Source organism: Paenibacillus sp. FSL R7-0204 (assembly GCF_038002225.1).
Classification (GTDB): domain Bacteria; phylum Bacillota; class Bacilli; order Paenibacillales; family Paenibacillaceae; genus Paenibacillus_AQ.
On sequence record NZ_JBBOCA010000001.1, the window covers coordinates 4,618,604 to 4,645,324 of the forward strand.

The following is a 26,721-nucleotide window of genomic DNA, read 5'->3' on the forward strand; positions in this document are numbered from 1 at the left end:
CACTCTTCGCGAAAGGTTGTGACAGCATTAAATGAATCAACAAGCTACTCCCCTCTTCACTGCTCTCAAAAAGCATGCCGCCGGAAATCCAGTTCAATTCCATATTCCGGGACATAAGAAGGGGCTAGGGACCGATGCCGAATTCCGTGAGTTTATCGGCGATAACGCTCTATCCATAGATTTGATCAATATTGCACCGCTTGATGATCTTCATCAGCCCACCGGGGTCATTCTTGAAGCTCAGAAGCTGGCTGCAGAGGCTTTCGGCGCCGATTACACGTATTTCAGTGTACAAGGCACGAGCAATGCCATCATGACTATGATCCTCTCTGTCTGCTCAGAAGGAGACAAAATTATTGTGCCGCGCAATATTCACAAATCAGTGATGTCGGCCATTATTTTCTCCGGAGCCAAGCCTATTTTCGTCTCTCCTGTACAGGATGAGAATCTTGGGATAGACCACGGCATAACCACCAGCTCGCTGGAACGGGCTTTAAGGCGCCATCCGGATGCCAAAGGTGTCCTCGTTATCAATCCAACGTATTTTGGCGTATGCGCCGACCTCCGTTCGATTGTCGACCTGGCCCATAGTTACGGGGTTCCCGTACTTGTGGACGAGGCACATGGAGTACTGATTCATTTTCATGAGGACTTACCGGTATCGGCCATGCAGGCCGGCGCAGACCTGGCAGCAACCAGTGTGCATAAGCTGGGCGGCTCCATGACGCAGAGCTCGGTACTGAATCTCAATGCCAAGACGGGTCTTGTCAACCCACAGCGGGTACAGACCATTCTCAGCATGCTGACCACTACTTCAACCTCATATATTCTGCTTGCCTCTCTGGATACCTCCAGACGCAATCTTGCCCTGAACGGACATGAGATGGCGGCCAGAACTATTGCCCTGTCCAACTATGCCCGTAATTCGATCAATGAGATCGAGGGGCTGTACAGCTTCGGCAAAGAAATTCTCGGAACAGAAGCCACCTTCAATCATGATCCGACGAAGCTGAACATTCATGTACGGCATCTGGGCATTACCGGTTACGAGACCGAGAACTGGCTACGGCAGAAGTATAACATCGAAGTTGAACTCAGCGACATGTATAATATTCTTTGCCTGATTACCCCTGGAGATACCAAAGAATCTGTAGATAAGCTGCTTGCTGCGCTACAGGTGCTCTCAGCGATCCATTACAGCAAGGGTGAGATCTATGAGCTTAAGGTACAGGTGCCGAATATCCCGCAGCTGGCCCTAATCCCGAGAGATGCCTTCTACGCGGATACGCAGCTGATTCCCTTCCGGGAGTCTGCCGGTTACATCATTGCAGAGTTCATCTACGTCTATCCGCCGGGTATCCCTATTCTTCTCCCTGGAGAAGTTATTACCCAGGATAATATCGACTATATCATCGACCATGTAGAAATCGGATTACCTGTCAAAGGACCCGAGGACCGCAGCATTACCAATATAAAAGTCATTGTCGAAGCAGAGCCTATCTCCTAAGGCTTGTCCCATAGCAGTGCGACATGCAAAACCCCGATACGTATAGAGTATCGGGGTTTTGCATGAATGCCTGAAATCTATTCTTGCTGGGCAAGCAGCTCGTTATAAGCTTCTTCAACAGCTTTCCATTCAGCTTCATCTTCAATGTTGTACAGAACCATTTCCTCATCTTCTTCTTCCATACGAAGGATGATTCCGTCCGCTTCCGGGTTCTCGCGCTCAAGCAGCAGGGCGTACAACTTCTCGCCTACGTCGAACGTTTCTACCAGTACCATTTCTACATCTTCGCCCTGCTCGTTCGTCAAGGTCAGCACAAACTCCTCGTGCTCATGGTCGTGATCATGTCCGCAACCGCATGCTTCACCATGTTCATGGCCATGCTCATGTTTGTGATCGCTCATTGTAAAACCTCACTTTAATTGAATTATCCTACATTTGGTATCGTAACACGTAAGATAAGGACAGGTCAATTTGCAGGAGGGACTTAATTCTTGGATGAAGCCGTAACTACCTTCTCGGACACAAGAATGTAATCTCCGTTCCTCGACGCCTTCATGAAGAAGCCTACGCTATATTTGCCAGGTTCCTTGAAATCATAGGTGAATTCCGGTGTGGAGAACCAGAAATCCTCATTCTTGGAGCCGACGGCATCCTCGAGAATATCCTTCACATTCCCGGCAGGATCGGTGATTGCCACCTTCACGGCAGCGATGCTGTCCTTGAGGCTGTCCACCTGCGTCAGAATCTTCATCTTCAGCTTGCCTGTGTTGACATTGCCGAATACCGTGTCGCCTTTGAACAGTACAATATGAACATTCGGCTTGAGGATCGTCACTCTGCCCGAGCCGTCCCAGCTGACGATACCCCCGGCCTCCCTGGCGGGAATATAGGTCTTGCCGTCAATCAAATAGCCGCCATCGGCTATTTCCTTTCCATTGCTCCATACTTTGATCCTCTGGTTCACAGCGTCCGCGAACAAATAGGAGCTTCCCATCATGAAAAACACAACCGTGCACAGAGCAATTTTTCTCCATCTCATTGTAAAGCCCCTCCAAATAATTCATGCTGTTAATGTATACTGCTAAGCCTTCGACAAGTTGCGCAGAATTCAGGGATTTATTTCTTTTTGCAGAAGAAAAGAAAACCAAGCTCTTCAGCAACCGGTTTCGGTATGTGCAGCAGACCTTAACGATGCATTTCCAGAGAGTCCGAAGGTGCCCTTAACACATAGAAACGACCGGACTTCAGCGCCTGTAAGACGCCTGTCCGGCCGTTCCCCCTGTTATCTATGCCCGGCTAAAATTGCGGAAGCTGATCCAGATTGTTCGTAGGATCTCCGTCTGCATCGCCGCGGATATACATTTCGCCATCTTTGCCTTTAAATACATTGACGCCTGCTATGCTGCCGGACTGAACCTCCTGAAGTGCCTGCTGATAATCCAGCACGCGTCCGGAGGAAGTCTGGAACCCGGTCAGATCCCCGTCACCGTTACGTTTGGCGGCAATAAAGCGTTCCCGTTCCTGATTCATCACTTAGGATCGTCCCCTTCGCACTAGAAATTAGCCATCTATCCTGGCCCGATTCTAGCTTGTCCATCACAGCGAAAGAGTATGTACCCGGCAGATTACAGAGCCTTACTCATTCTGACATGCAGAATCCCGGCATCATAGAAGGGCTCCTTGGAGATCACTTCATAGCCAAGCTTGCTGTAAAAGGGTTCTGCTTGACACTGGGCATCCAGAATGGAAGCCTGCAGACCCAGCTCACGTGCACGTTCTTCCATAGCCAGCAGCAGGATACGTCCGCATCCCTTAGCGCGGAAAGCCTCCTGAACGGCAATCCGCTGCATCTTGGCGGTGTCCGCTTTATAATAGATCAGCCGGCCGGTTGCAGCCGGCTGCCCGCCCTCCATGAGCAGGAAATGATGCACATGCTCATTGATGGCATCATATTCGTCGATTTCCTCTTCTACAGGCACCTTCTGTTCTTCCACAAACACCTTCTTGCGGATCTCCAGCGCCATTTGAAGCTGCTCCTCTGTAGTAACATGTACGATTTCCACTGCCATCTCTCTGGCTCCTCTCTATAGGTCCGATCAATATGGAGCATTATACAGAATTATTAATATCCTGTATAGAGCCTGAGAGCTTTCGGGCAGGGAACCGCATGACACTGGTTTCAGGGAGTGTCATAGACCTCCTCGGGAATTGAGCGGTCATACACATCCCGCAGAACCGGCGAGGTCAGGCTATCCCGTGAATTCAGACTCCCGTCTAGTCCGGTCATGTTGTGAACATCCGTATATTCAGGAATCTCCTTGCCTGACGCACATCCGGAGATTCCCAGAAGGAGACATGCTCCAATCCATAATAGACATACTCTTGCCATGCGCATTGTTATTACCCCCTCATCCTTCTCGGCTCTTTACAGCTTTGACGAATCGGGAGATTCATAAACGAAGCTTTACAGATTTACATTGCCGACTACATGGACAAGATACATCATACCCCCAAGCACTCCGGCAAGGACAAAATACGCGGCCCCATATCTCCAGCGGGAAGCAGCCGGCACATCATAGTACTTATCATTGTCATATACTGTGAAGCTGATCTCACAGGTCATCTTCAAGTGAAGGCTGACGTCTACGTACAGCTGATCGAGCTGCACGACTTTGACTTTTCCGATCAGCGACTGTACCGGCAGGGTCGTCGTTCCATAGTAATCCAGGTTATCCCAACGTACCCCGACGAACTGCTGGCGGTTCAAATCACTGTAGGTGGTGAACGGCAGCTCCCGTTTATGCTCAGGACCGGGGATCAGATACCCTTGCTCCTGCAGATCCCCGATGGGGATCAGGAAGCTTTTGAGCACAGTATGCATCTGATTCTTCGTCCGCCGGCTGATGTACTTCTTATACATATCATAAGCAAACATTACCCAGATGATGCCGAACAGGATAGATTTCAGATAGATGATTACAGCTAATCCTCCAATGAGCCCTACCAGCCATAACCAGCGGGTAACTGCTGTGGCAATTCTCCCCCCGTCCAGCGGATGGATCGGCAGCAGGTTAATCAGATTCAGGAAGAAGCCGATGTAGGCCAGTGAATATAACAAGGGGCTATGATAATAATAGGCTGCTCCGAACACGATCAGTGCACCGATACTCCCCAATATAGGACCGCCAAAAGCGACATATGCTTCCTCTCTGGCATCCAGCGGCTGCTTCTTCATCGTAATCAGTGCGCCCATAAAAGGAATGAACAGCGGAGCGCTTACCGGCAGTCCGATCCGCTTGGCAGCGATCACATGGCCGATCTCATGAACGAATAATAACGCAACGAAGCCCACAGCGAATTGCCATGGCGAAATTAGTGCATAGGCCCAGATCGATACCATCATGGAGATCAGCGGACCTGCGATTTTACCCAGCTTAAGCAGAGAGATAATGGCTTTTCCCTTAAGCAGCAGCAATACCGCCCCGCTGCCCAGCCATCCCCATGCGCCTGAGCTTTTTTTCTCCTGTTTGTTTTCCTGCAATAGTCTCAATCTCCTTTTGATCACTATGTCGCTTCACTTCCAGGCCACAGAACAAGCACTCCTCTGCTTCCCGTTTGCCCTTACTCTCTACTGTCGCACAGGAGTGCGGTAGATTGCAAATAGACTTATGGTGTTGACAAATCTCCCGGCCTGCATATATGATATCCAGTAATTAGGATAACCACAATAGCTGCGAAGAGAAAGAGTACCCTGGCAATTCTTCCACAGAGAGCTCCGGCTGGTGAAAAGGAGCAAAGAAAACCCTCGGGAATATGGTCTCAGAGCTGCGCACCGAACCCCGGCATGAACGGGTCGTAGGCTGCGCCGGAACCCGCATCCGTTACCATGCTAGGGTATACCCGCATTTTTATGCGGACGTACCTGAAGAGGTGGATGCCGCAAGGCATTGATGAATTTGGGTGGTAACACGTGAGCACAGGCTCTCGTCCCTTTAGGGGATGAGTGCCTTTTTTGCGTCCAATTAATTTGAGGAGGAGAGAAATATGACTAACATTTTTATCGGAGGAGCTTGGCCTTATGCCAACGGCTCCCTGCATTTGGGCAGACTCGCCAGCATTCTTCCGGGAGATATTCTGGCCCGCTACCACCGTGCCAAAGGTGACGCTGTACTCTATGTTTCCGGCAGTGACTGCCACGGCACCCCCGTTGCTGTACAGGCCGCGCAGGAGGGTGTATCGCCGGGTGAATTCGCCAGCCGGTATCATGAGGAGTTCGCTGATTGCTTCCGTGCCTTAGGCTTCACCTATGACTTGTATACCCGGACCGATCAGGCACATCACCACACTACGGTTCAGGAGCTGTTCCTCAAGCTGCTGGATCACGGGTATCTGTACCAGAAACCCGGTCTCCAGTGCTATTGTGAGCAGGACCAGCGCTTCTTACCGGACCGTTATGTCAATGGCCTCTGCCCGGTCTGCGGACAGAAAGCCCGGGGGGACCAATGCGATTACTGTTCAACGATTCTCGATCCGGTGGATCTGCTGGAGCGCTCATGCGCCCTCTGCGGCTCTACGCCTGTGCTTCGATCTACTCAGCATTACTATCTGTCACTGTCCAGCTTCCAGCAAGCACTCACAGAATATGCTGATTCCGCGCAGGGCTGGAGAGACAATGCCGTCCGGCTAACCCGCAGATATCTGCAGGAAGGCCTGCTGGACCGTGCAGCAACACGCGATCTGGACTGGGGCGTGGATGTGCCCACTCCCGGCTTCGCAGACAAGAAAATCTATGTCTGGATCGAAGCAGTCAGCGGCTATCTGTCCGCCAGCAAGCAGTGGGCGGCGGAGACGGGGGGACGCTGGGAGGATTTCTGGTCAGTATCGTCCGCACAAGATAACGATAGGCAGCCGCCTATAACCGCTTACTATGTGCATGGGAAGGACAATATTCCTTTTCACAGCCTGATCTGGCCGGCTCTCCTGCTCGGAGCTGAGGAACTGCATCTGCCGGACCGGATCTTCTCTTCTGAATATTTAACCCTGGAAGGGCAGAAATTCTCCACCAGCCGCAATTGGGCGGTCTGGGTACCGGATATTCTTAGCCGGTATGACCCGGATTCTGTCCGTTATTTCCTGACCGCGAACGGCCCTGAGAAACGGGATGCCGACTTCTCCTGGAGAGAGTTCATCTATAGCCATAACAGCGAGCTGCTGGGCGCTTTCGGCAATTTCGTCAACCGCAGCCTCGTATTCGTGAATAAGTTCTGGAACGGCAGAGTTCCAGATGGAGTCTTGGACGAAGCATGGGCTAGCAGTCTGGAGCAACTGTATAAGGAGGCAGGAAGGCTGACCCAAGCCGGACACTTCAAGGAGGCCCTGGAATTCATTTTCTCGCATGTCCGCCAGGCCAACAAGTATTTCGATGAGCAGCAGCCGTGGCTCCAGATCAAGCATGATCCTGCAGCCGGGGGCAACACGCTGTACACTTGTGTTCAGATTATTGCCAACCTGGCTAACCTGCTGAACCCGTTCATCCCTTTCTCCTGCGAGAAGATTAGAGGCTTCCTGTCCATAGAACAGCCTGTATGGCACCCGGTATCCATCCTTGCAGGGCAGCCTATATTGGAGCTTGAATTACTGTTTGAGCGGATAGAGGTGCAGCGGATAGAAGAGGAGCTGGAGCGGATGGGGATGGGTTAAAAAAGCGTTCTTCCCCGCATACCGCTCACTAAAGCAAGCGGCGCAGGCAAAAACGCTCCGGGGTCTTAATATTGATGAAGACACAGCGGCTGTCCGCTCTGTGGGATGACTTAGTTCTGGCCGGGGTAACGTGCTCCGGCTGCAATACCTTGCGGGGATATCCGCTCAATCCGGGCGAGATCCTCAGCCGTCAGTGTAACCTCAAGCGCTCCGAGGTTCTCTTGTAACCGCTCCAGCCGCTTCGTGCCGGGAATCGGCACAATCCGCTCTCCTTGTGCAAGAAGCCAGGCCAGGGCAAGCTGTGCCGGGGCGCAGCCTTTTTCGGCTGCCATCTGCCCGATCAGCGAGACGACCTCCAGGTTCCGGGCGAAGTTCTCTCCCTGGAACCGCGGGTAATGGCGGCGGTAATCATCCTCCGGCAGATCATCGAAGCTCTTGATCTGTCCAGTCAGAAAACCTCGGCCCAGCGGACTATAAGGAACGAAGCCGATGCCCAGCTCTTTGACCAGCGGCAGAATCTCATCCTCCACCACCCGGCTCCAGAGCGAATACTCTGTCTGCAGGGCGGTCAACGGATGCACCGCATGTGCCCGGCGGATCAGTTCAGGCGAAGCCTCGGACAAGCCGATATAGCGGATCTTCCCTTCCTTGACGAGGTCAGCCAGTGTACCGGCTGTTTCCTCAATAGGGGTGTTCGGATCAGGACGGTGCTGATAGTACAGATCGATATAATCTGTGCCGAGTTGATAGAGGCTGGCATCTACGGATTTTTTGATATAGGCCAGGTCTCCCTTGGGTCCCTGAGTATGCGTAATGCCGAATTTGGTCGCAATCACAGCCTGATCTCTCCGGCCTTTAAGCGCCCGCCCGAGAAGCCGTTCATTACCGCCGAAGCGCTGCTGCTCGAAGGCTCCATAGATATCCGCTGTGTCCAGCAGAGTTACGCCCAGATCAAGCGCACCATGAATGGTTCGTACAGACTCTTCATTATCAGGCATCATCATCGTTCCGAGTCCCAGAGCCGATACGCTCAACCCTTCGTTCCCGAGCATTCTTGTATGCATTTGGTTGCCTCCCTCTTGTCCCTGTAATAGATCTTACGAACATGTCTTTATTCTAACCGTCCTGCCGTGGACCAGCCACAGTACGTTCATGCTAGTAAGATCATTACCAGGGAGCAGCGGAAACGTATGGCGTATGTCCCCACAGAATCGTCTGCTACGTTATAACAGGCGTATAGATACAAATATGCAGCCCCGGGTGATCGGCCAAATTCGCCATCCAATTGATATCGTAGACGACAGGCTGACTTGTACCCAGACTCTCTATGACCACACGGTTAACCTTTTTGCCCAGAATATTGTAGTACCTCAGACCGCTCATTCGTTATAAAAGACGGATAAGTCAATTAGCGGATAATATCCCGCCACTGCGGGTTCAGCTCCGGACTGACCTTATCTATAGAAGTAAGTGTATCCGGCAAGCCAGGATTCCAAAGCTCAAACAGATGCTTACGCTCATCTGCCGACAATCGCAGCGCCTGACTGAGACTCTCCATGACCTCTCTGGAGGCGGTAACCTCCCTGCCCTGCTCCAGCCATGTATAATAAGTGCTGCTGAGACCGGTCAGAACCGCAACCTCCTCCCGCCGCAGCCCTGGTGTTCTGCGCTGACTGTTCGTTTCCTTGATCCCTACAGCTTCTGGCTGCAGACGGTCCCGCCGTGATCTCAGGTAATCGCCAAGACGCTTAAACCTCGTAATCTCATTGCTCAAGAGCTGGACCTCCTTTCAGCATTACAATTAACTCACAGCTGCTTTACATACTCACACACTCTCGCATATAGCGTGGGGTAAATCCCCGGGTAGGTCACCGCCTGCGGCAGCTCGCTGAAGCTTCGAAGCTCTGCCATTTCGTACGGGGGCAAAGTCCCGAAACTTTTGACATCTGCATAATACAACATCCCGTAGCTCTCTGCCAGCTCATCACTGCTGACCGAATAGATGCATAGCGGATGCAGCTCATATTCTTCAGCGCCTGTCTCTTCGTAGAGCTCTCTTACCGCAGCTTCCCCGGGGCTCTCTCCCGCCTCAATATGCCCGCCGGCAAACTCCCATGTGGACCGCTCACGGTGCCGCACAAGCACCCAATCCTCCCCTTGCTTCATAAAAATCACTACATATGTAAGACTCACCCCAGGGCACTCCGCTTCATGCAACATTACAATCATGATAGAATTCCACCTTTTATGTTGGTTAAGGAACTTCCAGACAAGTTCCATTATTGTAAACTAATATGGATGGGGTGTCGTGGGTTTTTGTCACTGCTTTAAATGTACATAAAAAAAAGCCACAACATTGCATTAGACACGTAAAGTCATCTGCTGCCGAACGTCAGTAGCTTCTCTGTTTGTTATTCTGTGTTTATAAAAAGAAAGAAAGCCTTGAATATCAAGGCTTCCTGCATATAGGACGGATGGGGTTCGAACCCATGACCCCTACCCTGTCAAGATAGTGCTCTCCCGCTGAGCTACCGTCCTGCAACGAGATTTATAATAACACAGGACGTAAAGGAATGGCAAGATATTTTTACAACATGACGGGAAATGCTTCTCTTCCCCTAATGCCTCGCATGAAAGAGATTCTGTATATTTCAAGGGACATACCCAAGCAAGTAACGGTTATCAAGTTTATAAAGAAGGAGCCTCTGGGCCAGTTAGTACTTATGTCGTTAGGGTGCTATCCGATAATGGCGGCTTATGGATATGACTATAATTATGGGGTAGCAGCTAGAGCTTATTAAATTAATTGAAATAATTATAATCCATTGGGAGCGCCTCATCCCGCAAATACTTCATCCGGGCATCATATTCCATACGTGTAGCGGCATCCTGACTCAGGAACTCCAGCGTATCCATTGCTTTTTTTAACATCGGTTCATTCATGGTCAGCACCTCCCAATTTGGTTGTTCAACACCCTTCAGGAATAACAGCCAGTTGATCAGACCACCAGTCAATGGAACGGCCTGCTCCTCGAGCTTCGTTAATTCCATCACATGTATCTCAAGATCATTGTTAAAAGGTATCCCGGTGTGATCTTCCCGAAGGCGAAAGACATTATGATGGCGGTCATTCGGCAGGCATGAGTAGTTCAATATATTAATCGTTACACACTTCTTCAATTGGCTGTAATCATCACCTTTTTGAATCTGGTGGTAATATATCTCGCTCCAGTAGAAAAGTGTCCGCTTCTCCATATTGTATGGATTGAACAGCTGCATTTCGATGTTGATTCTTGTTATTCTCACTGCCGAAAATTTTCTTGAAGATAAAGTCATTCCGTGCGTCGAGTAATTCCACGATTATCACTCCAATCATATACATTGATTATATCATGGCAGAACTACTCGTTGTAGACAAAGCTAGCCTTGAAGGTCCCTATATTGCTATTCTGTCCCCAAAGCTCAAAGAAACATACTAGCACATGCTTGATCGTCAGCCCTCCCCCCTCTACCTAAACGTAATAGCCATTCGCTTATCCACCAGCACAATACCATCCGCAGCCCCCTTACCGTTGAACATGGCTGAAATCACATATATTTTCGTGTCATCTTCAGCTTTCGCTACCCATTCTTTTTCCTTCAAATAAGTCTTGTTAATCGAATCGTAAGCATAATCCAGGTTGCGCTCCATATCCTTCAGATATTGATCGCCATAGATTTGTTTGAAGTCATCCTTAGACATACCAATTTTAAACCCGCCGGTGGTTTCATACGCACCTTTCGATTCCTCGGCCAGAGTGATACCTGCCACTTTATCCTCACGGTACATAATTCTTACGCCAGAGCTGTACATGACTGAATTCGCAATATCCTTATCTTCTCCTTTGCCCAATACCTCTTCTGCTTCCGTGCGGCTCATACCATACTCAACAATGGCTTTATGATCGTTCACCTTTTGGATGGCCAAGTCTTTAGTGGTTACCCCGTCTTTGGAATCCGCACAAGCCGTCAACACGAACAAGAACAATACTACCAGTACCGTTTTTCTCATAATGTCCTCCCGGATGTTTTTACCTAAACCTTACCATGCCAGGAGGATTAAGAAACAAAAAAAGACTGCATGAGCACATGCCCACCCAGCCTCTATTAATGACGGTTATGAATTTACAGCAATCAAGCTGCTCCCATGACTTCCTTAGCTAAGCTTATATCTCTCAGTAATTACAGATGCACTTACCGAAAATCCTCTTTTTTGCATGGTCTTTGTCAAGGTCTTCTGAACACCGCCATCCGGATCACATACCAGGTATTTATCAAAACCGGAAGCGGAGGAGTCATGCCCGTCCACAATAACATAGTGGGAGTTTCCGTTTTGTTCAAGTCTCATCATGCAGATGTTCCCTTTTTCAGCTTCCACGGATACGTCCGCAATAGGAGTAATGCTTACAGTGATACTCTGACTTCCAATTTTTGCAGTGAATCCACTAGCCGTGAAATCAGCAGCGTTGTTTGTTCCCTTTTTAGTTGCTTCTAAAACGGCGTAATACACATTGGATTTCGTTGCATTAGAGAGCCCACCTTTATATAAAATAAACATGGCAAGATCACAAATAGGACAACCAAATTGTTTAATAGTCCCTGTCGCTGCTGTTTTTCCACAATTCTTAAAAAAATTTGAATCTGTAAAAGCTGAGGTAGAAGTCCCTGGATAGTAAATCGAAGTATCTCCCTGGTTAATCAGATGGGTAGACGATAGTTTATGTGACATAAACTATACCTCCTAAAATATATTTGAGAGGATCATAATCGCTGCGCTGCCTGCGTCCTCACAATACATAGGATATGTTGATAGATTAAGAGTCGCCACCAAGCAGAGTACCCTTATTTGTGAAGATTTGTTGAAACGGTCCTGAATCAATCTTAACTTCCTCCCTTGCATTCTATATAATAGAGGCAGCTTACACACGGAAGGGACTGAACTATGCGCAGATATCAATAGTTGTACCTCACCAATACCATATATATTTAATGGAGGTAACTTATTGATGATTACAGAATTACAAACCGAGAGATTAGTATTAAGACAAATGCGCACCGCCGATTCAGCCAGCCTGTTCCCGATCTGGTCCGATCCTGAAGTCACCCGGTTCATGAATATCAGCAGCTTCACGGATGAGAGTCAGGCCGTGGAGATGATTGAGCTGCTTCATAAGTTAGCCACCGAGAATCAGGCGATCCGCTATTCCATCACGGAAGCAGAATCCGGCCGGATTATCGGCTCCTGTGGTTTCAATGCGCTGGACTATGACAATGCCAAGACAGAGATCGGTTATGACCTTAGCCGCGAGTGCTGGGGAAAAGGATATGTGCCTGAAGCTCTTCGCGCACTAATAGATTATGCGTTTGATACACTGGGCTTCAATAGAATAGAAGCAAAAGTCGAGCCTGCTAACGTCAATTCCATAAAGGTATTGCAGAAATTAAACTTTTCGCTGGAAGGAATATTGAGGCAGAGTGAACGGTCCAAAGGAAGCTTCATTGATCTGTGTATGTATTCCAGATTAGCTGCAGATTAAGCTAACTTGAACAAGGCTGGCCCGGGGCACATCAACTGTGCAGGGTCGGCCTTATTTAATATGCGGTCATAAAAAATAAAGCTACCACTGGGGCAGCTCCACTAATTGTATATCCGATGCGGATGTCTTTACGTATTTGAGAATTTCTTTATAGCCCTTCTCTGACAGAAAACACTTTTGTTCGACTCCTCTGTGGTCTTCCCCAAAATAAGCAATATGAAACGTCTTATCCAGCTGGATAATGTTAGAAACCTGAATTAACGTGTTTCTATCTGCTAGAACGAAATTATATCCTGAACTGGCCAGGGTATTAAGCCAATATTTCAGCGTACCTACTGTATAAAAGGTCTGATCGTACGTATGGACAATGATCCGATAGATAGTCCGTTCAAATTCCATAAAAGTTATTTTTTCAATATCGAGTGAGAATACACCAGTGTTTCCCTCTGTGTCTCTAGTAACAGATATCGTGCTCAAAGGGATCAACTCCAATGTTATTTAAGTAACTCTTCAGGTACCTCCGGTTGGTTAATGTAGAATACACTCGCTGAAACCAACACGATTAGAGCAGCTAAGGCGGACAAACAAGAAGCAAGCTTATACACTACTTTGCGCTGCAAAGCTCTCATTGTCAGATGTTCACCTCCCTTCTAGCTATAATCAGACTGATGGATTGTGCCAAAAAGCTGGCTGCGATAACAGATGATCCTATAACGATATTGGCAGCAACAAGCAGTAAAGCCAAGATTCTCAGCTTAGGCCAGTGCCGGCTCGGAATCCGGGTCTGTCGTTCAATCCCAATGGGCGCCAGCCACAGAACTATTAACAGACTAGTTCCATTCATTAGCATAACGTAAAGGGAACTAACCTCCACCAAGGATAGGACCGTGAACAAGGTTGCCGTAAATAATATGCAGGCTGTACCGGACCTGAGATGAGCCCCGCCCGACACCTGACGTAATACGGCAAAGGAGATCAGAATCTGCAGAGCTTCACTTGTCCTGCCCGTCAAAAGGGATACTACGAGCGTCAGCCCAATAATAAACACCACATTAAGAACTACGCTAATAGCAAATTTCAGGACAGCATGGGATGCCGGGTGTTCAGGTACGATATTTTTAATCGTAAATGCCAGCTTGCCGGACATGAATTCAAGCATCTTCCCGCTCCCTCCGAGTGGAATAATATAGAAGGAATACAGACATCACAAGGAAAATCACGGCATTTAGCAGAATATCATTAAAGTAGAGTAGGCCAGATACTCCGATGACGAATGCAGATATCAGCACGGACAGCAGGATATCCTCTATCTTAAAGCGGAGTTTATCTAAATCGAATGTGAAGCCCTTGCCTCTGCGGTACAGAAACCCAAAGATACCAAACACGACAGCCGCAGTCGCCACCTGCAGAAAATATCCGTTGGCCGTACTGCCCACGTTCGAAATGGAGCCGAAAATAAGCAGGATGAGCAGCGTCTGAATCCCAGCGAAAATAGCAAATCCCGATATCGTTGCGATGATAGACAAGATGAGAGGCATCCTCACTACCGCAGCAAAGAAGAAGATAAAAATCAAGATTAAAACAAGTGGTGCGACAGTCGACATACCCAGTTCGTTGCGTAACAGATAGCTTTGCAGATTGTTCAGCAAGATGACAAATAAAGCTTCCCAGATGTACCATCTCCACTTGAATCTATAGAGAGACATAATCAGATAATAGAGCGCAAGCGTTTCTATCGTAGAGAAAAACATAAATCCTACAGGTTCCCACGGCAAACCATAACACCGCCTGACTAATTTTCGTTTACAAAATTAATTATATATCCCCGCCACACCTGACGTATACTACTTAATTACAAAATTCGACACTTTTTGTCCGATCACAAAAAAACATCCGTTGGCTGCTCTGAAGCGAGTCTCAACGGATGTTCCTCTGTGGACAGCAGCTTGGCTGTCAGTATTAAATTTCAGACCAGCTGATGTTAACCTCCACGATTCCCTCCTGGGAAGTAAGCGGACCGCCAATAACTGACCAACTGTGTTTGTTGTCTTTGGTCTTACCCTGAATGATTAGATTCTTGGCATCAATGGTCTTCACAGACTGGTCCCCAATTTGGGCAGACAGATAATCATCATAAAGCTTCGTTACAGCTTCCATACTATCGGACGTTCTATAAATCAGCATCACCGATGTTTTGCCTTCGTTCTTAGATGTTGTGGACAGCACCGTCTCTGTTATATTATCCGGCATCGGAAAATCCGCTGGCAGCTCTTTCGGAATGTCTACGCTACCGGAAGCAGTACCGCCTCCAGCGTCCGACTGTTCAGGTGTCTGTTCCGGCTCTGCCGATGGTGCGGGCGTCTGCTCCGGTTCATCCGTTGCTGGTGGTGTCTGCTCCGGCTCTGTTGATGCCGCTGGGGTCTGCACCGCTTCGGCTGCCGGGGTGGGTTCCTGGGACGGCTCGGCAGATGGCGCATTCGCTGAATTGCTGCACGCACTCAGGACCAGCAGGGACAACGTCAAGGATAAGGACAGTATTAGTTTTTTGGTGTACATCTTCTCACTCCTCATGAATTCAATGAACAATTACACGGCCGGTTAGATTCACCGGCTTACCGGATAATACCCATTTCAGCCTTCATCCAAACAACGGATGTAGACAAAAAGAAGCCCGGAAACCAAGGCTCCCGGGTCATTCGTGAATGAAGTATAAGTTCAGAATTTATTTATAATACGATGTCGTAAGCGGAACGAAGACCGAGGTTCCATCCTTCACATCTCCGTTGACATACAGGCTGCTTACTCCGGCAATATCCACTTCGATGGTCGTAAGTCCGCTGGCCGGGTCAATAGTCTGCTTCTTCAACACAGTATTGGTGTCGCTGTCTTGTACCGCGAAGTCTTTAATCTCTCCGCCGATCGCGGCTACCTGGAGATAAAGCTTCTGATATTTTTTGTTCGGGTGGAGCATGAATGAACTGCCACGGTCACCACTGGCGTTATCGAAGAAGACATCCTTGTAATCCTTGTCCTTGAAGACCGTCTTGCCCGGATCTTTGGTGTGATACATGTCATCAAAACCTGTAGCGATTGGTACGCCCGCTGTCTGTTCCCCCAGAGATATGGTGTTGGTTGCAGCATCGAACTTAACGGTAACCCCCAGCAGATCGGATACGGAACGGACCGGCAGATACGTTGTGTCCTTATAGGAAATCGGGGCAATCACTGCACCGCTGCCATTCTTAAGCTGCACCGGCTGACCGTTCATCTTGAATTTGATGCTTGGATTCAGAAAAGCCTTGATCTCCTGCAGGTTGGCTCCGGCATACACACCCGTGCCCATTCCTCCCAGTACGGCAAATGCAGTCAGCGCAGCAGTCATCTTCTTCTTCATTCGCTCAAACTCCTCTCCAGATATGACAAATTTGAATATTCCATATTGGGAGTATAATAAATCCTGCCATCAGATGCAATCATTCAGAAATCATCTCTCCGACCAACGGATTCGTAACGTTCGCGGATCTCCAGATTTTTGGAGTGATTGTACAAGTCCAGCGCGATGATTCCCCTGCGGGCAAGCTTCACCACCAGAACCAATAAATATATCCCCATCCCCAGACAAGTCAACCAGATTGAACCTCCACACCCTTAAAAGGGTGGGATTCTTAGCTAGTTAGCGGGCGCATCCGTTTCCGCTTTGCCCTACTGCTAAGTTAAGGGCGAGTTCATTCGCCCATCCTAGATCAGAGCCTATAGCTACCTAGGCTGGCAGACTGTTACCATCTGCCACAGGTTGACGCATGATGTTGATGGCACCGACCCGATCCCGATGTGCTGTATACCCGCAGTCGCACTGATACGTTCGATCCTTTGCTTTGTTCCGCTCTCCACAAGAGGGACAGGTTTGCGAAGTGTATGCCGGATTCACTTTGACCACTTTGATTCCAGCGAGACTCGCCTTATATCCGATGAACATTTGCAACTGATAGAACGACCAATGATGCAGATTTTTAGCGTTTTTACGACTTGTTCTTGTCGTCTTACGAATATTCGTCAGTTTCTCTAGCTTGATGACAGACACCTTTTCTTGAATCGCCATATTCACGATCTGGCGGCTGATTTTGTGATTCTGATCTTTCATATAACGACTTTCCTTGTTGTTCTGTTTACGGATCGCGGATAGCTTTTTAAGCTTTCCTAATTTGCGGCGATGGGTACTGTACTTACGGCGAACAAATTTATTTTTACGTCTGTTTCCGCAAAATTTGGTCTTCCCGCTAGAGGTTACGACAACAGCAGGCACTTTCAAGCCTAAATCAATCCCCATCACTTCATGACCATCGGCTGGCTTAGTGGGTCGTTCGATTGAAATTTGAACAAACCATTTCGCTGATTTTTGAACCACACGCAGAAGTCCGAGCTTCCCATCCGAAAGCATGTTTCGCTCTCGATCCGAAAGAAGCGCAGGAACCACCAGACGTTGTACTTTTCCATCCAGGATCACGGGGAAAGAAATGGGGTTGCCCCAAATCGTATAATTTTGATTGTTCACGTAGTACACACTCTTTTGGAGCAGAGGCCGCTTCTTCGTTTTCTTGAACCGCTGAAACAGGCTTTTGGCGTCGCGAATCACTTGATTCTTTACGGCAGAGGGTAGATTGGCGCGAACGGTTTTTGAAGTTAGTTTCGGAAACGTTCCAGACCTTTCGGCTTGCTCCGTTAGTTCGTTGACGGTTCGAATGTATTCACCCCCCATATCCACTAATACAGACGGATGGGTTGGAAAAATGCGGATTTGAATCGTTACGGTTTGCAGGGTCTCACCCCCTTGCTTTTTGTTCCTCAACATATCGTTGGATCGTCTCGCTGGAAACGTTCTCTGCCGTGCTGACCAAGTAGGAACGAGTCCAGAGGGATTGCAAGTGGTTCAAGTGCTTAAATTGTTCACGTTCGGCACATATCTCTATAACGATTTGCTTAAACTGAATCTCCACTTGATCGACTAGCACTTTACGTCTGTATCTAGGGCAAAAAACAAAATGATAGTTAATGAAGGATACGGTTGTTTTGGTATTTCCGTAGGATTGTCAATTTTGACAGCATAAGGATGCGCTTAAACAAGACGATTCATCCCCCTAAAGGAGTGGGCTTTCTCGGACAATCTCTGTAAGGAACGCAAAGTAAAAGCCTATTCTACCTCATAATCTCCAGTGATTTCAATAAAGTTACCATCCGGATCTTCCAGCATGAAGCAGTAATAAGGACGCACAACATTAATATAGAAAATCTCTGAGACTGCACCAATATCAAGTGATTGTACTCTCGCATATTCTGCGTTCAAGTCAGTAACGTTGAAGTTAAGGATTACATTATTTCCATACCGCAGCTCGCCCGCCTGTTTGTAATTCAAATAGGCTTCATTAAAGTGTTCCGACACTTCGCCGTTATTTCTTATCAGTTCCTTGTCGAATTCCGGGTTCCACAAAGCTAGGGTATTCCCGCAATGGAATTCTACCCAGCGCTCCGGCTTTCGGGAGTCCGCTCTCCTATTTAATAATGCTTCGTAAAAGGCAATCGAACCTTTCATATCCCGAACGACTAGATACGTACAACCCAGTTGCATAGGAATGCATCTCCTCATCTTTAGTAGACTTATTCTTCATAAAAACACTATAGCAAACATACGTTCCTGATATTGTGAGAATTTGTACACCTCGTGGGCAAAAATTTTCAAACTAAAATCTTCCGGCAAACGATTGACCTCCAGCCCTGATTATTTTACAATAAGCTCATAAACGCGCGTTTACATTAGAGGGGGTACATTATGCGAAGCGAAGATATTGCCAAGCTAGCCGGGGTTTCGCGAAGCACCGTATCCCGTGTGATCAACAATTATTCAAACGTCCCTGAAGAGACCCGGGCTAAGGTGCTGAAGGTAATTGAGCAGCATCAGTACGAGCCGAACAGCTTCGCCCGGGCTTTGGCCGGCAAGAAAACCGACACGATCGGGCTGTTTGCCATCAGCATGAACGAGAAGGAGAACGCAACGCGGATTTATCAGAATAATTACTTCGCCCCCTTCGTCGATGCTGTGGTAGATACGTCGAATGCCCGCGGCTGTTATGTTCTGATTCACACCGTCTATTCTCCCGACGACTTCCTGAAGGTCAAGCAGGCCTTCCTCCAGAAACGGATTGACGGAGGCATCATTGTCGGCACCCAGAAGGATATCGAGATTGTACGGGAGATGGTGGGCCTTGGCTCCCCGCTTGTGCTGATCGATTATGACATTTCGGAAATTATGTCGGAGCATCTGGACCGCAATCATCTCGCCATTGTGAATTCCAAGGATTATGAAGGTACGGTTGAAGCCATTGAGTACTTAATCGGTCTCGGCCATACGGAGATCGGCATGATCTGCGGACGGATGAATACTTATTCCGGGCGGGAGCGCTACATGGCCTACGAGAATACACTGAAGCGCCATGGACTTGCCCTGCAGAAGGACTTCGTCCTTCAGGGTGATTTTCTCAAGGAGACCGCCTATCAGGAAGTGAAGAAGCTGCTCAGTTCCGGCGGCCCGCTGCCAACCGCCTTCTTCTCCTCCAACGACGACATGGCTATCTCGGCGATGGAAGCGTTCTCGGAGCATGGCATTTCCGTACCGGAGGATATCTCCATTGCGGGGTTCGACGATGTGCAGCTTGCTGCACGGATTCATCCCAAGCTGACCTCCGTCCGTCTGCCGATTTATGAAATGTCCAAAGCCGCTGTCGAGAAGGTCATTGAGCTATGCGATTCGCAAGCGCCGACCTTCAGCACCATCAGTTTCCCGGCGCGCCTGATCACCCGCGATTCCTGTCAGCCGCCGAAGAAGTAGAGTCCAGCTGCAGAAAAATCCCTTGCCCCGAGGGACTTTTTTCTCTGCTTTGTAAACGCGCGTTCACAATCGAAAGGAGACTTGTCTCTCATGAAATTCGGAACTTTTGACGATACCCGTAAAGAGTATGTAATCAACACCCCCAAAACACCTTATCCTTGGATTAACTACCTCGGCAACGAGCAGTTTTTCGGCCTCATCTCTAATACTGCCGGGGGTTACACCTTCTACCGCGATGCGCGGATGAGAAGACTTACCCGTTACCGGTATAACAATATTCCGCTGGATACCGGCGGCCGTTACTATTACCTGTATGATGGAGGAGATTTCTGGACACCTGGCTGGATGCCGGTGAAGCGGGATCTCGACTTCTACGAATGCCGCCACGGCCTTGGCTACACTTCCATTACAGGCGAGCGTAACGGCATTTCCGTGAATCAGCTTGCTTTTGTACCGATGGGCCACAATGCGGAAGTTCACCGTCTGGTTGTAAAGAACACTGGCGATGTGAAGAAGACCGTGAAGCTGTTCTCCTTTGCCGAGTTCTGCCTGTGGAATGCCAACGATGATATGACCAACTTCCAGCGTAACCTCAGCACCGGCGAAGTCGAAGTGAAGGATTCCGTCATTTATCACAAAACAGAATACCGCGAGCGCAGAAACCACTACGCCTTCTATTCTGTAAATAAGGAAATTGCCGGCTTCGATACGGACCGCGAATCGTTCGTGGGCATGTACAATGGCCTGGATGCTCCTCAGGCAGTTGCTGCCGGCGAGGCTACTAACTCTGTCGCCAGCGGCTGGTCGCCAATCGGCTCCCACGCACTTGACATCACGCTGGAGCCGGGCGAAGCCCAGAGCTTCATCTTCGTACTCGGCTACATCGAGAACCCTGAGGATGAGAAATGGGAAGCCCTGAACGTTATCAACAAGAAGCCGGCCCAGGCTGTCATCGATCAGTTTGCTACAGATGCCCAGGTGGATGCCGCCCTCGCTGTTCTGGCTGCGCACTGGGATAACCTGCTGTCCAAATACCAGATCAAGAGCGGTGACGACAAGCTGAACCGGATGGTGAACATCTGGAATCCGTACCAGTGTATGGTCACCTTCAACATGTCCCGTTCCGCATCGTACTTCGAATCCGGGATTGGCCGCGGTATGGGCTTCCGCGACTCCAACCAGGACTTGCTCGGCTTCGTTCACCAGATTCCTGAGCGTGCCAGAGAACGGATTCTCGATATCGCCGCTACCCAATTCCCTGACGGCAGCGCATATCACCAGTACCAGCCGCTTACCAAGAAGGGCAACAACGAAGTCGGCTCCGGCTTCAACGATGATCCGCTCTGGCTGATCTCGGGTACAGCAGCCTACATTAAGGAGACCGGCGATTATTCGATCCTTGATGAGCAGGTTCCTTTTGACAGCAATCCGGATCACACTGCAACCCTGTTCGAGCATCTGAAGCTGAGCTTCGAGCATGTTACGAACAACCTCGGGCCTCACGGCCTGCCGCTGATCGGACGCGCGGACTGGAATGACTGTCTGAACCTGAACTGCTTCTCTACCGAACCGGGAGAATCGTTCCAGACCACGGAGAATATCGCAGGCGGCGTAGCGGAATCTGTGTTCATTGCAGGTCTGTTCGTCTTCGTTGGACCGGACTATGCCGAGATCTGCCGGATGCGCGGACTGGATGATGTAGCCGCTGACGCTGTTGCCAAGATTGAGAACATGAGTGCCATCACGTTGTCCCACGGCTTCGACGGCGACTGGTTCCTGCGCGCTTATGACCACTATGGCGACAAGATCGGCAGCAAGGAGAACGAAGAAGGCCAGATCTTCATTGAGCCGCAAGGCATGTGCGTAATGGCCGGAATCGGTGTAGAGAACGGTGAAGCGGCCCGCGCCCTGACTTCCGTGCAGGAACGTCTGGATACGGACTATGGTATCGTTTTGCAGCAGCCTCCGTATTCCAAGTACTATGTGAACTTAGGTGAAATCTCCACGTACCCTCCGGGCTACAAAGAGAATGCCGGGATCTTCTGCCATAACAACCCGTGGATCATGATTGCAGAGACGGTCCTTGGACATGGCGACAGAGCTTTTGACATCTACAAAAAAATCGCTCCAGCCTACCTGGAGGACATCAGCGAAGTGCACCGGATGGAGCCTTACGTGTACTCCCAGATGATCGCCGGTAAAGATGCCGTACGTCACGGGGAAGCGAAAAACTCCTGGCTGACAGGTACAGCCGCATGGAACTATGTAGCGATCACCCAGTCTATCCTGGGGATTCAGGCAGACTTCGCCGGGCTCAAGGTTGACCCTTGTATCCCTGCAGAATGGGACGGCTTCGAGATTACCCGCGTCTTCCGTGGCGACACTTATGTGATCTCGATCCAGAACCCAAACCATGTCTCCAAAGGCGTAGCCAGCCTGACCCTCGACGGCGCTGCCGTGGAAGGCAACATTATCGCGCCTGTGGGCGACGGTGCTGTTCATCAGGTCGTAGTTACTCTCGGTTAATTATCTATCACTCCTATAAAAGCATAACAACCCGGTTGTCCGCCAAGGCGGTACAGCCGGGTTGTTTGTTTATGGACAGGCGGAACCCGGGCCAGGGATACGGAACTGATGCAGCTCCCGGCAGTAGGATAACCCGCGAATCCGCACGGATTGCGGCGTGTAGGCTCTGATCGGGCCCGCCTCGAGCTGCTCCTCCGTCCCGCTCTTCAGCAACACTGCCACTGGCACCTCCGATAGCGCAGCAGCCAGCAGCTCCATATCGGTCTCCAGTATTTTATAGAAATAACCCATTTCAGATTTTCACCTGCTTTATTGTCAATTGATTCGGGCAGCGCAGAACTTTTAGCTATTTTTTTCCAGATGGGCGCATAAAGATTAAGACATGCCTCAATTCTGGAGATGTTGACTATGCGATCCTTCCCAAGCTATGTTATTATTCTGCTGGCCAGCCTGCTGATAGCAACAGGAACGAACTTCTTCCTGGTCCCCTATAAAATCCTTGATGGAGGAATTATCGGCATTGCCCTCATTATTAATTATATCTCCGGCACCAAAATCGGACTGTGCATTATGCTATGCAGCCTGCCTATCTTCCTGCTGGCCTGGTTCCGGCAACGGGAAATCTTTTACAACAGTATTCTGGGTCTGCTGGCTTCCTCCCTGCTAATCGAGCTGCTCTTTCCGCTCCAGTATTATTTCCTGTACTATATTGAGCTGGGCTCCATTTCAAGCGCCATTATCGGCGGCTTCCTGATGGGCACCGGACTAGGGCTGATGCTGCGCTTCAAAGCCAGTACAGGCGGAACCGACCTCCTCGCCAGATTCATCCAACGCTATATTCCGCTGAATGTCGGCCTGATTATCTTCCTGACGGACTTCCTGATCATCGGTGCTGGCGGTATTCTGATCTCCAAGGAGACCTTTTTCCATTCGATTCTGACGATTATTGCAGGAGGGGTGGCTACAGGATTATGCACACTGGAGGAATAGACAGTAAACATTATGCCGCTGGAATCTTGATTTCTGTGCTATTTCTGATAAAAAGCTGTGATTTGCCGGATGCTATGGAATAAAGGTTGAAATTTTCAGACTTTCAGGCGACAATCGAATAGATAACATTCCCGGGGAGGATTAGCGAAGTTGGATAGTACAAGCACGAATAGCAACACTTCCACACATGACATTATCGATCTGTGCCTGCTGGCAGGCAAGATCATGCTCCAGAGCGGTGCAGAGACCTACCGTGTGGAGGATACCATGAGCCGGATGGCGGCAGCACTTGGCTTCCCCGGTGCGCATAGCTACGTCACGCCGACGGTCATTATGTTCACCACCAGCCGGACCGAGCCGGTGAAGCTGTTCCGGATCGCCGAACGGACAACAGACCTGCAAAAGGTATCCGAGGTGAATGACATCTCCCGGCGGCTGACCGAACGCCAGCTCACAGCTGCTGAAGCCCGCGAACGCCTTGGCGTGGTCGATGACGCGGCCCATGCTTACCCGGTATGGGTACAGATCGCAGCGGCAGCCCTGACAGGAGCCTGCTTCACGGTCATGTTCAAGGGCAGCCTGCAGGATGCTCTGCCGTCGCTGCTGATCTCCGGGACAGGCTTCGCAGCAGCCACTTATCTCCACCGCCTGGTGCAGATCCGTTTTTTCGCAGAATTCATTGCTTCCTTCATTATCGGCCTGCTGGCCTTCTTCTCCGTCAAGCTCGGCGTGGGACGGGAGATGGACAAGATTATTATCGGCTGTGTAATGCCGCTCGTACCGGGGCTGCTCATCACCAATGCGGTCCGTGACCTGATGGCCGGGCATCTGGTATCCGGCATCTCCAAAGGGGCCGACGCCTTTCTGACTGCGTTCGCCATCGGGACCGGCATTGGGCTGGTCCTGTCGATTTTTTAACACCCACTTGAAAGAGGTCGTCCTGCCATGATTTTGCAATTGATCACCAGCTTCATCGCTGCCTCAACCTTCTGCATTCTATTCAATGCACCGGTACGCGCGCTGCTGCAGTGCGGCTTCGCCGGAATGATCGGCTGGATGCTGTACCTGCTGCTGGATAACAGCTCCGATACTGTCGTCGCAACCTTTGGTGCTACTGTTGTAGTCGGACTGATCAGCCAGTTTTTTGCACGTTCCTTCAAGATGCCGGTCATTATCTTCAGTGTCGGCGGCATCATCCCGCTTGTGCCGGGCGGTCTTGCGTATGATGCCATGCGCAGGTTCGTGGAGAATGATAATAACCTCGGCATCCAGTTTGGAGTTCAGGCGCTCCTGCTGTCCGGAGCCATTGCTACCGGGCTGGTGCTGAGCGAGGTGCTGGGCCAAGTCTTTATGCGCCTCAAGAAATTGCCCAAACAACCGTAACGCTTCATTCCACAGATAGCAGGCTGAACCTTCAGGCAGCACAAACAAGCCCGCTTGCAGCAAGGACTCCGGGTCCCTGCGCAAGCGGGCTTTGTATATCTGAACTTAATCCTCCCAGATTGAGGTTTCGAGCTGATCGACGAACCGCCGCAGCCTGCCGGCAATCTTAAGATTAATTGCCCCGTTCTGGTACATCTCCTGCACGGTATTCCGCTGCTCCTGAATCGCCTGCAGCTTCAGCTCCAGCTTGTCATCATCCAGTACGCCGTCATTACTCCAGCCTTCCCCCCGCACCAGCTTGGATTCCAGCCGTTCGTACTTGTCGATGACCTTCTGTGAGGCGAGCCGGTTCTCGTCACTCATTCCTGCACTAACGGCGGATACTGCCGCCTTGCACATCGCAATCTTCGCCGTCCGCGCACTTTCGGCATTCTGCAGGGCGAGCTGTCCTTCTTCCCCGCCGAGCTTACCTGAGAACAGCCCAGAGAACAGCCGCTGAATTTCTGTCAAAGAGAACTTGATCTGCGTATTCAGCCGTTTGCACAGCAGAGACTCCGTATGGTCCAGCAGCTCCTCCATCTTCACGGCAACAGGCTCCGGCAGTGCCCCGTTCTCCATAATCCGCCGCAGCTCTATGCGTTCGGCTTCGAGCGCACTTTTGCGTGCCTCGACTCCCAGACGGAGGAATTGCTCATGGGCGGGATCATGATCCGGTCTTGCAGCACACAGTCTGTCAACCTTATCTGTGAATTCCAGCAGCACAGGCTGTGTCGAGCGCTCCGGACTCTCGGAGACCAGGCTGCGCAACATCGACATCCCGGCGTCAATGACCACATTTCTGGCCGTCAGCTCCGCATTCCCGTGCACAACTCCCGCGTTCCGAACTACCGTCTCTTCACTGTCCGCAAGCAGCGGAAGGAAGATGCTGGCGATGACCAGCGACATCAGAATCACACCTGCCGCCAGCGCAATAATGAGATCCCGCTCTGGAAAAGGTGTCACCCCGTCCCCAAGCACCAGCGGAATGGAGAAGGCACCCGCAAGGGTTACCGCTCCACGCACCCCTGAGATCGACGTAATAATCTGTGACTTGAGCGGAGCCTTCTCTGCCTTCAGCCGCTTGCTCTCCCATAAGGAGTAACCATAGACCCACAGAAACCGCAGCACAATCAGCAGTGCCGTGATCGCCAGAACATAGCCGGCAACCATGAAGTTATTCAGCGTCTGATCCCGGTAGATCACCTCGATCACATCCGGAACGGACACGCCGAGAATCAGGAAGACCAGCCCGTTCAGCACCAGCAGCAGCACTGACCAGGTACTGGCGGATACCAGCTGAAGTTTATATTGCGGAGAGACTGCCCTGTCCTTCTCAATCGCGTACATAACTCCCCCTGCCACCACGGCCAGGATACCCGAGACCCCGATCTCCTCGCTGATCAGATAAATAATGAACGGGGTAAGGATCTGCAGCAGGACATGGATGGTCACATCCTCCATACCGAACCTGCGGATGAACACGCTGAGCCGGATCAGCAGGAACGACAGCACCACACCAAGCAGCAGTCCTCCTGCGGCAATCAGCACAAAGCTGAGCGAAGCCTTAGGCAGAGAGAACACGCCGGTAACCATAGCTGCAATCGCGAATTTAAAGGCAACCAGGCCGGAGGCATCGTTCATCAGTGATTCTCCCTCGAGAATCCGGTGGATGCTCGAGGGAAGATGAACCCTTCCAGCCAACGCACTCACTGCTACCGCATCGGTAGGAGACAGAATAGCCGCCAGTGCGAAGGATGCCGCCAGCGGAATCGAGGGAATCATCCAGTTAATCGCATAGCCCGCCACAAATACCGTGACAAACACAAGTCCAAGCGCCAGGAGCAGAATCGGTGCCCTAAGGTTCCACAGCTCACCGCGCGGAGTCCGCCGCCCGTCATTGAAGAGCAGCGGAGCGATGAATAATACAAAAAACAGCTCGGGCTCGAAGTGCATATGTATTCCCGTTGGAATGAGTGCAGCAATGATTCCAAGTCCTATCTGAATCAGGGGAACCGGGACAAATGGAATGAAGCGGTTCAAGATATTCGATACTGCGATTAATCCAAGCATTAACAGCACAGCCAGAAAAGTCTCCAAGCCCATCATCTCCCCTTCTGATA

At 50.1% G+C, this 26,721-nt stretch carries 30 protein-coding genes, 1 tRNA gene and 1 pseudogene; 8 read left to right on the forward strand and 24 right to left on the reverse strand.

Annotation, left to right across the window (positions count from 1 at the left end):
• Positions 1 to 31: 31 nt before the first annotated feature.
• On the forward strand, positions 32 to 1,507 hold the full coding sequence (locus MKX42_RS20450) for an aminotransferase class I/II-fold pyridoxal phosphate-dependent enzyme (RefSeq protein WP_340754106.1): 1,476 nt from the start codon (positions 32 to 34) through the stop codon (positions 1,505 to 1,507).
• A gap of 77 nt (positions 1,508 to 1,584) precedes the next feature.
• Here MKX42_RS20450 and MKX42_RS20455 read toward each other — a convergent pair whose 3' ends face one another.
• From MKX42_RS20455 to MKX42_RS20480, 6 genes are all read right to left on the reverse strand, one after another.
• A complete protein-coding gene (locus MKX42_RS20455) occupies positions 1,585 to 1,908 on the reverse strand; it encodes a DUF1292 domain-containing protein (protein ID WP_019911532.1) in 324 nt (107 codons plus the stop codon).
• Between the two features lie 83 nt (positions 1,909 to 1,991).
• Complete coding sequence (locus MKX42_RS20460; RefSeq protein WP_340754107.1) at positions 1,992 to 2,546, reverse strand: copper amine oxidase; 555 nt, start codon at positions 2,544 to 2,546, stop codon at positions 1,992 to 1,994.
• Positions 2,547 to 2,803: 257 nt separating this feature from the next.
• Positions 2,804 to 3,040 carry a DUF3892 domain-containing protein gene (locus MKX42_RS20465; protein WP_036695032.1) on the reverse strand — a complete coding sequence of 79 codons (237 nt, stop codon included), beginning with the start codon at positions 3,038 to 3,040 and terminating at the stop codon, positions 2,804 to 2,806.
• 92 nt (positions 3,041 to 3,132) lie between these two features.
• Positions 3,133 to 3,576, reverse strand: coding sequence for a GNAT family N-acetyltransferase (locus tag MKX42_RS20470; RefSeq protein ID WP_340754108.1), 444 nt, complete (start codon positions 3,574 to 3,576; stop codon positions 3,133 to 3,135).
• 110 nt (positions 3,577 to 3,686) lie between these two features.
• On the reverse strand, positions 3,687 to 3,902 hold the full coding sequence (locus MKX42_RS20475) for a hypothetical protein (protein WP_340754109.1): 216 nt from the start codon (positions 3,900 to 3,902) through the stop codon (positions 3,687 to 3,689).
• A 69-nt stretch (positions 3,903 to 3,971) separates the two neighbouring features.
• Positions 3,972 to 5,048 (reverse strand): site-2 protease family protein, encoded by a 1,077-nt coding sequence (locus MKX42_RS20480; RefSeq protein ID WP_340754110.1) that lies wholly within the window; start codon positions 5,046 to 5,048, stop codon positions 3,972 to 3,974.
• A gap of 503 nt (positions 5,049 to 5,551) precedes the next feature.
• On the opposite strand from MKX42_RS20480, the gene metG reads away from it, so the two are divergent.
• Entirely contained in the window at positions 5,552 to 7,207 is a 1,656-nt protein-coding gene (gene metG, locus MKX42_RS20485) for a methionine--tRNA ligase (protein WP_340754111.1), read from the forward strand.
• Positions 7,208 to 7,317: 110 nt separating this feature from the next.
• On the opposite strand, the gene MKX42_RS20490 is transcribed toward metG, so the two are convergent.
• The 7 genes and pseudogenes from MKX42_RS20490 to MKX42_RS20520 all read right to left on the reverse strand — a co-directional run bounded on the left by MKX42_RS20490 (position 7,318) and on the right by MKX42_RS20520 (position 11,975).
• A complete protein-coding gene (locus MKX42_RS20490; RefSeq protein ID WP_340754112.1) occupies positions 7,318 to 8,271 on the reverse strand; it encodes an aldo/keto reductase in 954 nt (317 codons plus the stop codon).
• A 344-nt stretch (positions 8,272 to 8,615) separates the two neighbouring features.
• The gene (locus MKX42_RS20495) at positions 8,616 to 8,981 is read right to left on the reverse strand and encodes a helix-turn-helix domain-containing protein (protein WP_340754113.1); all 366 of its coding nucleotides are present in this window, start codon (positions 8,979 to 8,981) and stop codon (positions 8,616 to 8,618) included.
• Between the two features lie 32 nt (positions 8,982 to 9,013).
• Positions 9,014 to 9,436, reverse strand: coding sequence for an NUDIX hydrolase (locus tag MKX42_RS20500; protein WP_340754114.1), 423 nt, complete (start codon positions 9,434 to 9,436; stop codon positions 9,014 to 9,016).
• Positions 9,437 to 9,673: 237 nt separating this feature from the next.
• A tRNA-Val gene (locus MKX42_RS20505) sits at positions 9,674 to 9,745 on the reverse strand.
• A gap of 294 nt (positions 9,746 to 10,039) precedes the next feature.
• Positions 10,040 to 10,583, reverse strand: a pseudogene (locus MKX42_RS20510) (Rpn family recombination-promoting nuclease/putative transposase); the annotation flags it as partial.
• Between the two features lie 132 nt (positions 10,584 to 10,715).
• Positions 10,716 to 11,258: a hypothetical protein gene (locus MKX42_RS20515; protein WP_340754115.1), complete on the reverse strand. Its 543-nt coding sequence runs from the start codon at positions 11,256 to 11,258 to the stop codon at positions 10,716 to 10,718.
• A gap of 144 nt (positions 11,259 to 11,402) precedes the next feature.
• Entirely contained in the window at positions 11,403 to 11,975 is a 573-nt protein-coding gene (locus MKX42_RS20520; RefSeq protein WP_340754116.1) for a hypothetical protein, read from the reverse strand.
• 277 nt (positions 11,976 to 12,252) lie between these two features.
• Between MKX42_RS20520 and MKX42_RS20525 the strand changes: the two genes are divergently transcribed.
• Positions 12,253 to 12,783, forward strand: coding sequence for a GNAT family N-acetyltransferase (locus MKX42_RS20525; RefSeq protein WP_340754117.1), 531 nt, complete (start codon positions 12,253 to 12,255; stop codon positions 12,781 to 12,783).
• 81 nt (positions 12,784 to 12,864) lie between these two features.
• Here MKX42_RS20525 and MKX42_RS20530 read toward each other — a convergent pair whose 3' ends face one another.
• The 9 genes from MKX42_RS20530 to MKX42_RS20565 all read right to left on the reverse strand — a co-directional run bounded on the left by MKX42_RS20530 (position 12,865) and on the right by MKX42_RS20565 (position 18,406).
• Positions 12,865 to 13,260 carry a LytTR family transcriptional regulator DNA-binding domain-containing protein gene (locus MKX42_RS20530; RefSeq protein ID WP_209877684.1) on the reverse strand — a complete coding sequence of 132 codons (396 nt, stop codon included), beginning with the start codon at positions 13,258 to 13,260 and terminating at the stop codon, positions 12,865 to 12,867.
• A 17-nt stretch (positions 13,261 to 13,277) separates the two neighbouring features.
• A complete protein-coding gene (locus tag MKX42_RS33465; RefSeq protein WP_445669335.1) occupies positions 13,278 to 13,412 on the reverse strand; it encodes a cyclic lactone autoinducer peptide in 135 nt (44 codons plus the stop codon).
• A 2-nt stretch (positions 13,413 to 13,414) separates the two neighbouring features.
• A complete protein-coding gene (locus tag MKX42_RS20535; protein ID WP_340754121.1) occupies positions 13,415 to 13,942 on the reverse strand; it encodes an accessory gene regulator ArgB-like protein in 528 nt (175 codons plus the stop codon).
• Positions 13,935 to 14,558 carry a hypothetical protein gene (locus tag MKX42_RS20540; protein WP_340754122.1) on the reverse strand — a complete coding sequence of 208 codons (624 nt, stop codon included), beginning with the start codon at positions 14,556 to 14,558 and terminating at the stop codon, positions 13,935 to 13,937. Before MKX42_RS20540 ends, MKX42_RS20535 begins: the two co-directional genes overlap by 8 nt.
• Positions 14,559 to 14,742: 184 nt before the next feature.
• A complete protein-coding gene (locus MKX42_RS20545) occupies positions 14,743 to 15,339 on the reverse strand; it encodes a hypothetical protein (RefSeq protein WP_340754124.1) in 597 nt (198 codons plus the stop codon).
• Positions 15,340 to 15,505: 166 nt separating this feature from the next.
• On the reverse strand, positions 15,506 to 16,177 hold the full coding sequence (locus MKX42_RS20550; protein ID WP_340754126.1) for a stalk domain-containing protein: 672 nt from the start codon (positions 16,175 to 16,177) through the stop codon (positions 15,506 to 15,508).
• Between the two features lie 366 nt (positions 16,178 to 16,543).
• Positions 16,544 to 17,632, reverse strand: a complete 1,089-nt coding sequence (locus MKX42_RS20555) for an RNA-guided endonuclease InsQ/TnpB family protein (protein ID WP_340754127.1) — start codon at positions 17,630 to 17,632, stop codon at positions 16,544 to 16,546.
• Positions 17,604 to 17,834, reverse strand: coding sequence for a transposase (locus tag MKX42_RS20560; RefSeq protein WP_340757749.1), 231 nt, complete (start codon positions 17,832 to 17,834; stop codon positions 17,604 to 17,606). Before MKX42_RS20560 ends, MKX42_RS20555 begins: the two co-directional genes overlap by 29 nt.
• 137 nt (positions 17,835 to 17,971) lie before the next feature.
• On the reverse strand, positions 17,972 to 18,406 hold the full coding sequence (locus tag MKX42_RS20565) for a VOC family protein (RefSeq protein WP_340754128.1): 435 nt from the start codon (positions 18,404 to 18,406) through the stop codon (positions 17,972 to 17,974).
• Positions 18,407 to 18,607: 201 nt separating this feature from the next.
• Between MKX42_RS20565 and MKX42_RS20570 the strand changes: the two genes are divergently transcribed.
• Complete coding sequence (locus MKX42_RS20570; RefSeq protein WP_340754129.1) at positions 18,608 to 19,663, forward strand: LacI family DNA-binding transcriptional regulator; 1,056 nt, start codon at positions 18,608 to 18,610, stop codon at positions 19,661 to 19,663.
• Between the two features lie 90 nt (positions 19,664 to 19,753).
• Positions 19,754 to 22,189 (forward strand): GH36-type glycosyl hydrolase domain-containing protein, encoded by a 2,436-nt coding sequence (locus MKX42_RS20575; protein ID WP_340754130.1) that lies wholly within the window; start codon positions 19,754 to 19,756, stop codon positions 22,187 to 22,189.
• A 69-nt stretch (positions 22,190 to 22,258) separates the two neighbouring features.
• Here MKX42_RS20575 and MKX42_RS20580 read toward each other — a convergent pair whose 3' ends face one another.
• Positions 22,259 to 22,480, reverse strand: a complete 222-nt coding sequence (locus MKX42_RS20580; protein WP_340754131.1) for a hypothetical protein — start codon at positions 22,478 to 22,480, stop codon at positions 22,259 to 22,261.
• A gap of 117 nt (positions 22,481 to 22,597) precedes the next feature.
• Between MKX42_RS20580 and MKX42_RS20585 the strand changes: the two genes are divergently transcribed.
• The 3 genes from MKX42_RS20585 to MKX42_RS20595 all read left to right on the forward strand — a co-directional run bounded on the left by MKX42_RS20585 (position 22,598) and on the right by MKX42_RS20595 (position 24,562).
• Entirely contained in the window at positions 22,598 to 23,179 is a 582-nt protein-coding gene (locus MKX42_RS20585; protein WP_340754132.1) for a YitT family protein, read from the forward strand.
• A 150-nt stretch (positions 23,180 to 23,329) separates the two neighbouring features.
• Positions 23,330 to 24,097, forward strand: coding sequence for a threonine/serine exporter family protein (locus tag MKX42_RS20590; protein WP_340754133.1), 768 nt, complete (start codon positions 23,330 to 23,332; stop codon positions 24,095 to 24,097).
• 27 nt (positions 24,098 to 24,124) lie between these two features.
• Positions 24,125 to 24,562 (forward strand): threonine/serine exporter family protein, encoded by a 438-nt coding sequence (locus MKX42_RS20595; protein ID WP_340754135.1) that lies wholly within the window; start codon positions 24,125 to 24,127, stop codon positions 24,560 to 24,562.
• Positions 24,563 to 24,667: 105 nt separating this feature from the next.
• On the opposite strand, the gene MKX42_RS20600 is transcribed toward MKX42_RS20595, so the two are convergent.
• The gene (locus tag MKX42_RS20600; RefSeq protein WP_340754137.1) at positions 24,668 to 26,698 is read right to left on the reverse strand and encodes a Na+/H+ antiporter; all 2,031 of its coding nucleotides are present in this window, start codon (positions 26,696 to 26,698) and stop codon (positions 24,668 to 24,670) included.
• Positions 26,699 to 26,721: the final 23 nt, after the last annotated feature.

Bases quoted from the DNA above. Each gene is read 5' to 3' on its own strand.
- MKX42_RS20450 (WP_340754106.1), top strand. From the start codon at position 32: ATGAATCAACAAGCTACTCCCCTCTTCACTGCTCTCAAAAAGCATGCC.
- MKX42_RS20455 (WP_019911532.1), bottom strand. From the start codon at position 1,908: ATGAGCGATCACAAACATGAGCATGGCCATGAACATGGTGAAGCATGC.
- MKX42_RS20460 (WP_340754107.1), bottom strand. From the start codon at position 2,546: ATGAGATGGAGAAAAATTGCTCTGTGCACGGTTGTGTTTTTCATGATG.
- MKX42_RS20470 (WP_340754108.1), bottom strand. From the start codon at position 3,576: ATGGCAGTGGAAATCGTACATGTTACTACAGAGGAGCAGCTTCAAATG.
- MKX42_RS20475 (WP_340754109.1), bottom strand. From the start codon at position 3,902: ATGCGCATGGCAAGAGTATGTCTATTATGGATTGGAGCATGTCTCCTT.
- metG (WP_340754111.1), top strand. From the start codon at position 5,552: ATGACTAACATTTTTATCGGAGGAGCTTGGCCTTATGCCAACGGCTCC.
- MKX42_RS20490 (WP_340754112.1), bottom strand. From the start codon at position 8,271: ATGCATACAAGAATGCTCGGGAACGAAGGGTTGAGCGTATCGGCTCTG.
- MKX42_RS20500 (WP_340754114.1), bottom strand. From the start codon at position 9,436: ATGATTGTAATGTTGCATGAAGCGGAGTGCCCTGGGGTGAGTCTTACA.
- MKX42_RS20515 (WP_340754115.1), bottom strand. From the start codon at position 11,258: ATGAGAAAAACGGTACTGGTAGTATTGTTCTTGTTCGTGTTGACGGCT.
- MKX42_RS20520 (WP_340754116.1), bottom strand. From the start codon at position 11,975: ATGTCACATAAACTATCGTCTACCCATCTGATTAACCAGGGAGATACT.
- MKX42_RS20525 (WP_340754117.1), top strand. From the start codon at position 12,253: ATGATTACAGAATTACAAACCGAGAGATTAGTATTAAGACAAATGCGC.
- MKX42_RS33465 (WP_445669335.1), bottom strand. From the start codon at position 13,412: ATGAGAGCTTTGCAGCGCAAAGTAGTGTATAAGCTTGCTTCTTGTTTG.
- MKX42_RS20535 (WP_340754121.1), bottom strand. From the start codon at position 13,942: ATGCTTGAATTCATGTCCGGCAAGCTGGCATTTACGATTAAAAATATC.
- MKX42_RS20545 (WP_340754124.1), bottom strand. From the start codon at position 15,339: ATGTACACCAAAAAACTAATACTGTCCTTATCCTTGACGTTGTCCCTG.
- MKX42_RS20550 (WP_340754126.1), bottom strand. From the start codon at position 16,177: ATGAAGAAGAAGATGACTGCTGCGCTGACTGCATTTGCCGTACTGGGA.
- MKX42_RS20555 (WP_340754127.1), bottom strand. From the start codon at position 17,632: ATGTTGAGGAACAAAAAGCAAGGGGGTGAGACCCTGCAAACCGTAACG.
- MKX42_RS20565 (WP_340754128.1), bottom strand. From the start codon at position 18,406: ATGCAACTGGGTTGTACGTATCTAGTCGTTCGGGATATGAAAGGTTCG.
- MKX42_RS20570 (WP_340754129.1), top strand. From the start codon at position 18,608: ATGCGAAGCGAAGATATTGCCAAGCTAGCCGGGGTTTCGCGAAGCACC.
- MKX42_RS20575 (WP_340754130.1), top strand. From the start codon at position 19,754: ATGAAATTCGGAACTTTTGACGATACCCGTAAAGAGTATGTAATCAAC.
- MKX42_RS20580 (WP_340754131.1), bottom strand. From the start codon at position 22,480: ATGGGTTATTTCTATAAAATACTGGAGACCGATATGGAGCTGCTGGCT.
- MKX42_RS20585 (WP_340754132.1), top strand. From the start codon at position 22,598: ATGCGATCCTTCCCAAGCTATGTTATTATTCTGCTGGCCAGCCTGCTG.
- MKX42_RS20595 (WP_340754135.1), top strand. From the start codon at position 24,125: ATGATTTTGCAATTGATCACCAGCTTCATCGCTGCCTCAACCTTCTGC.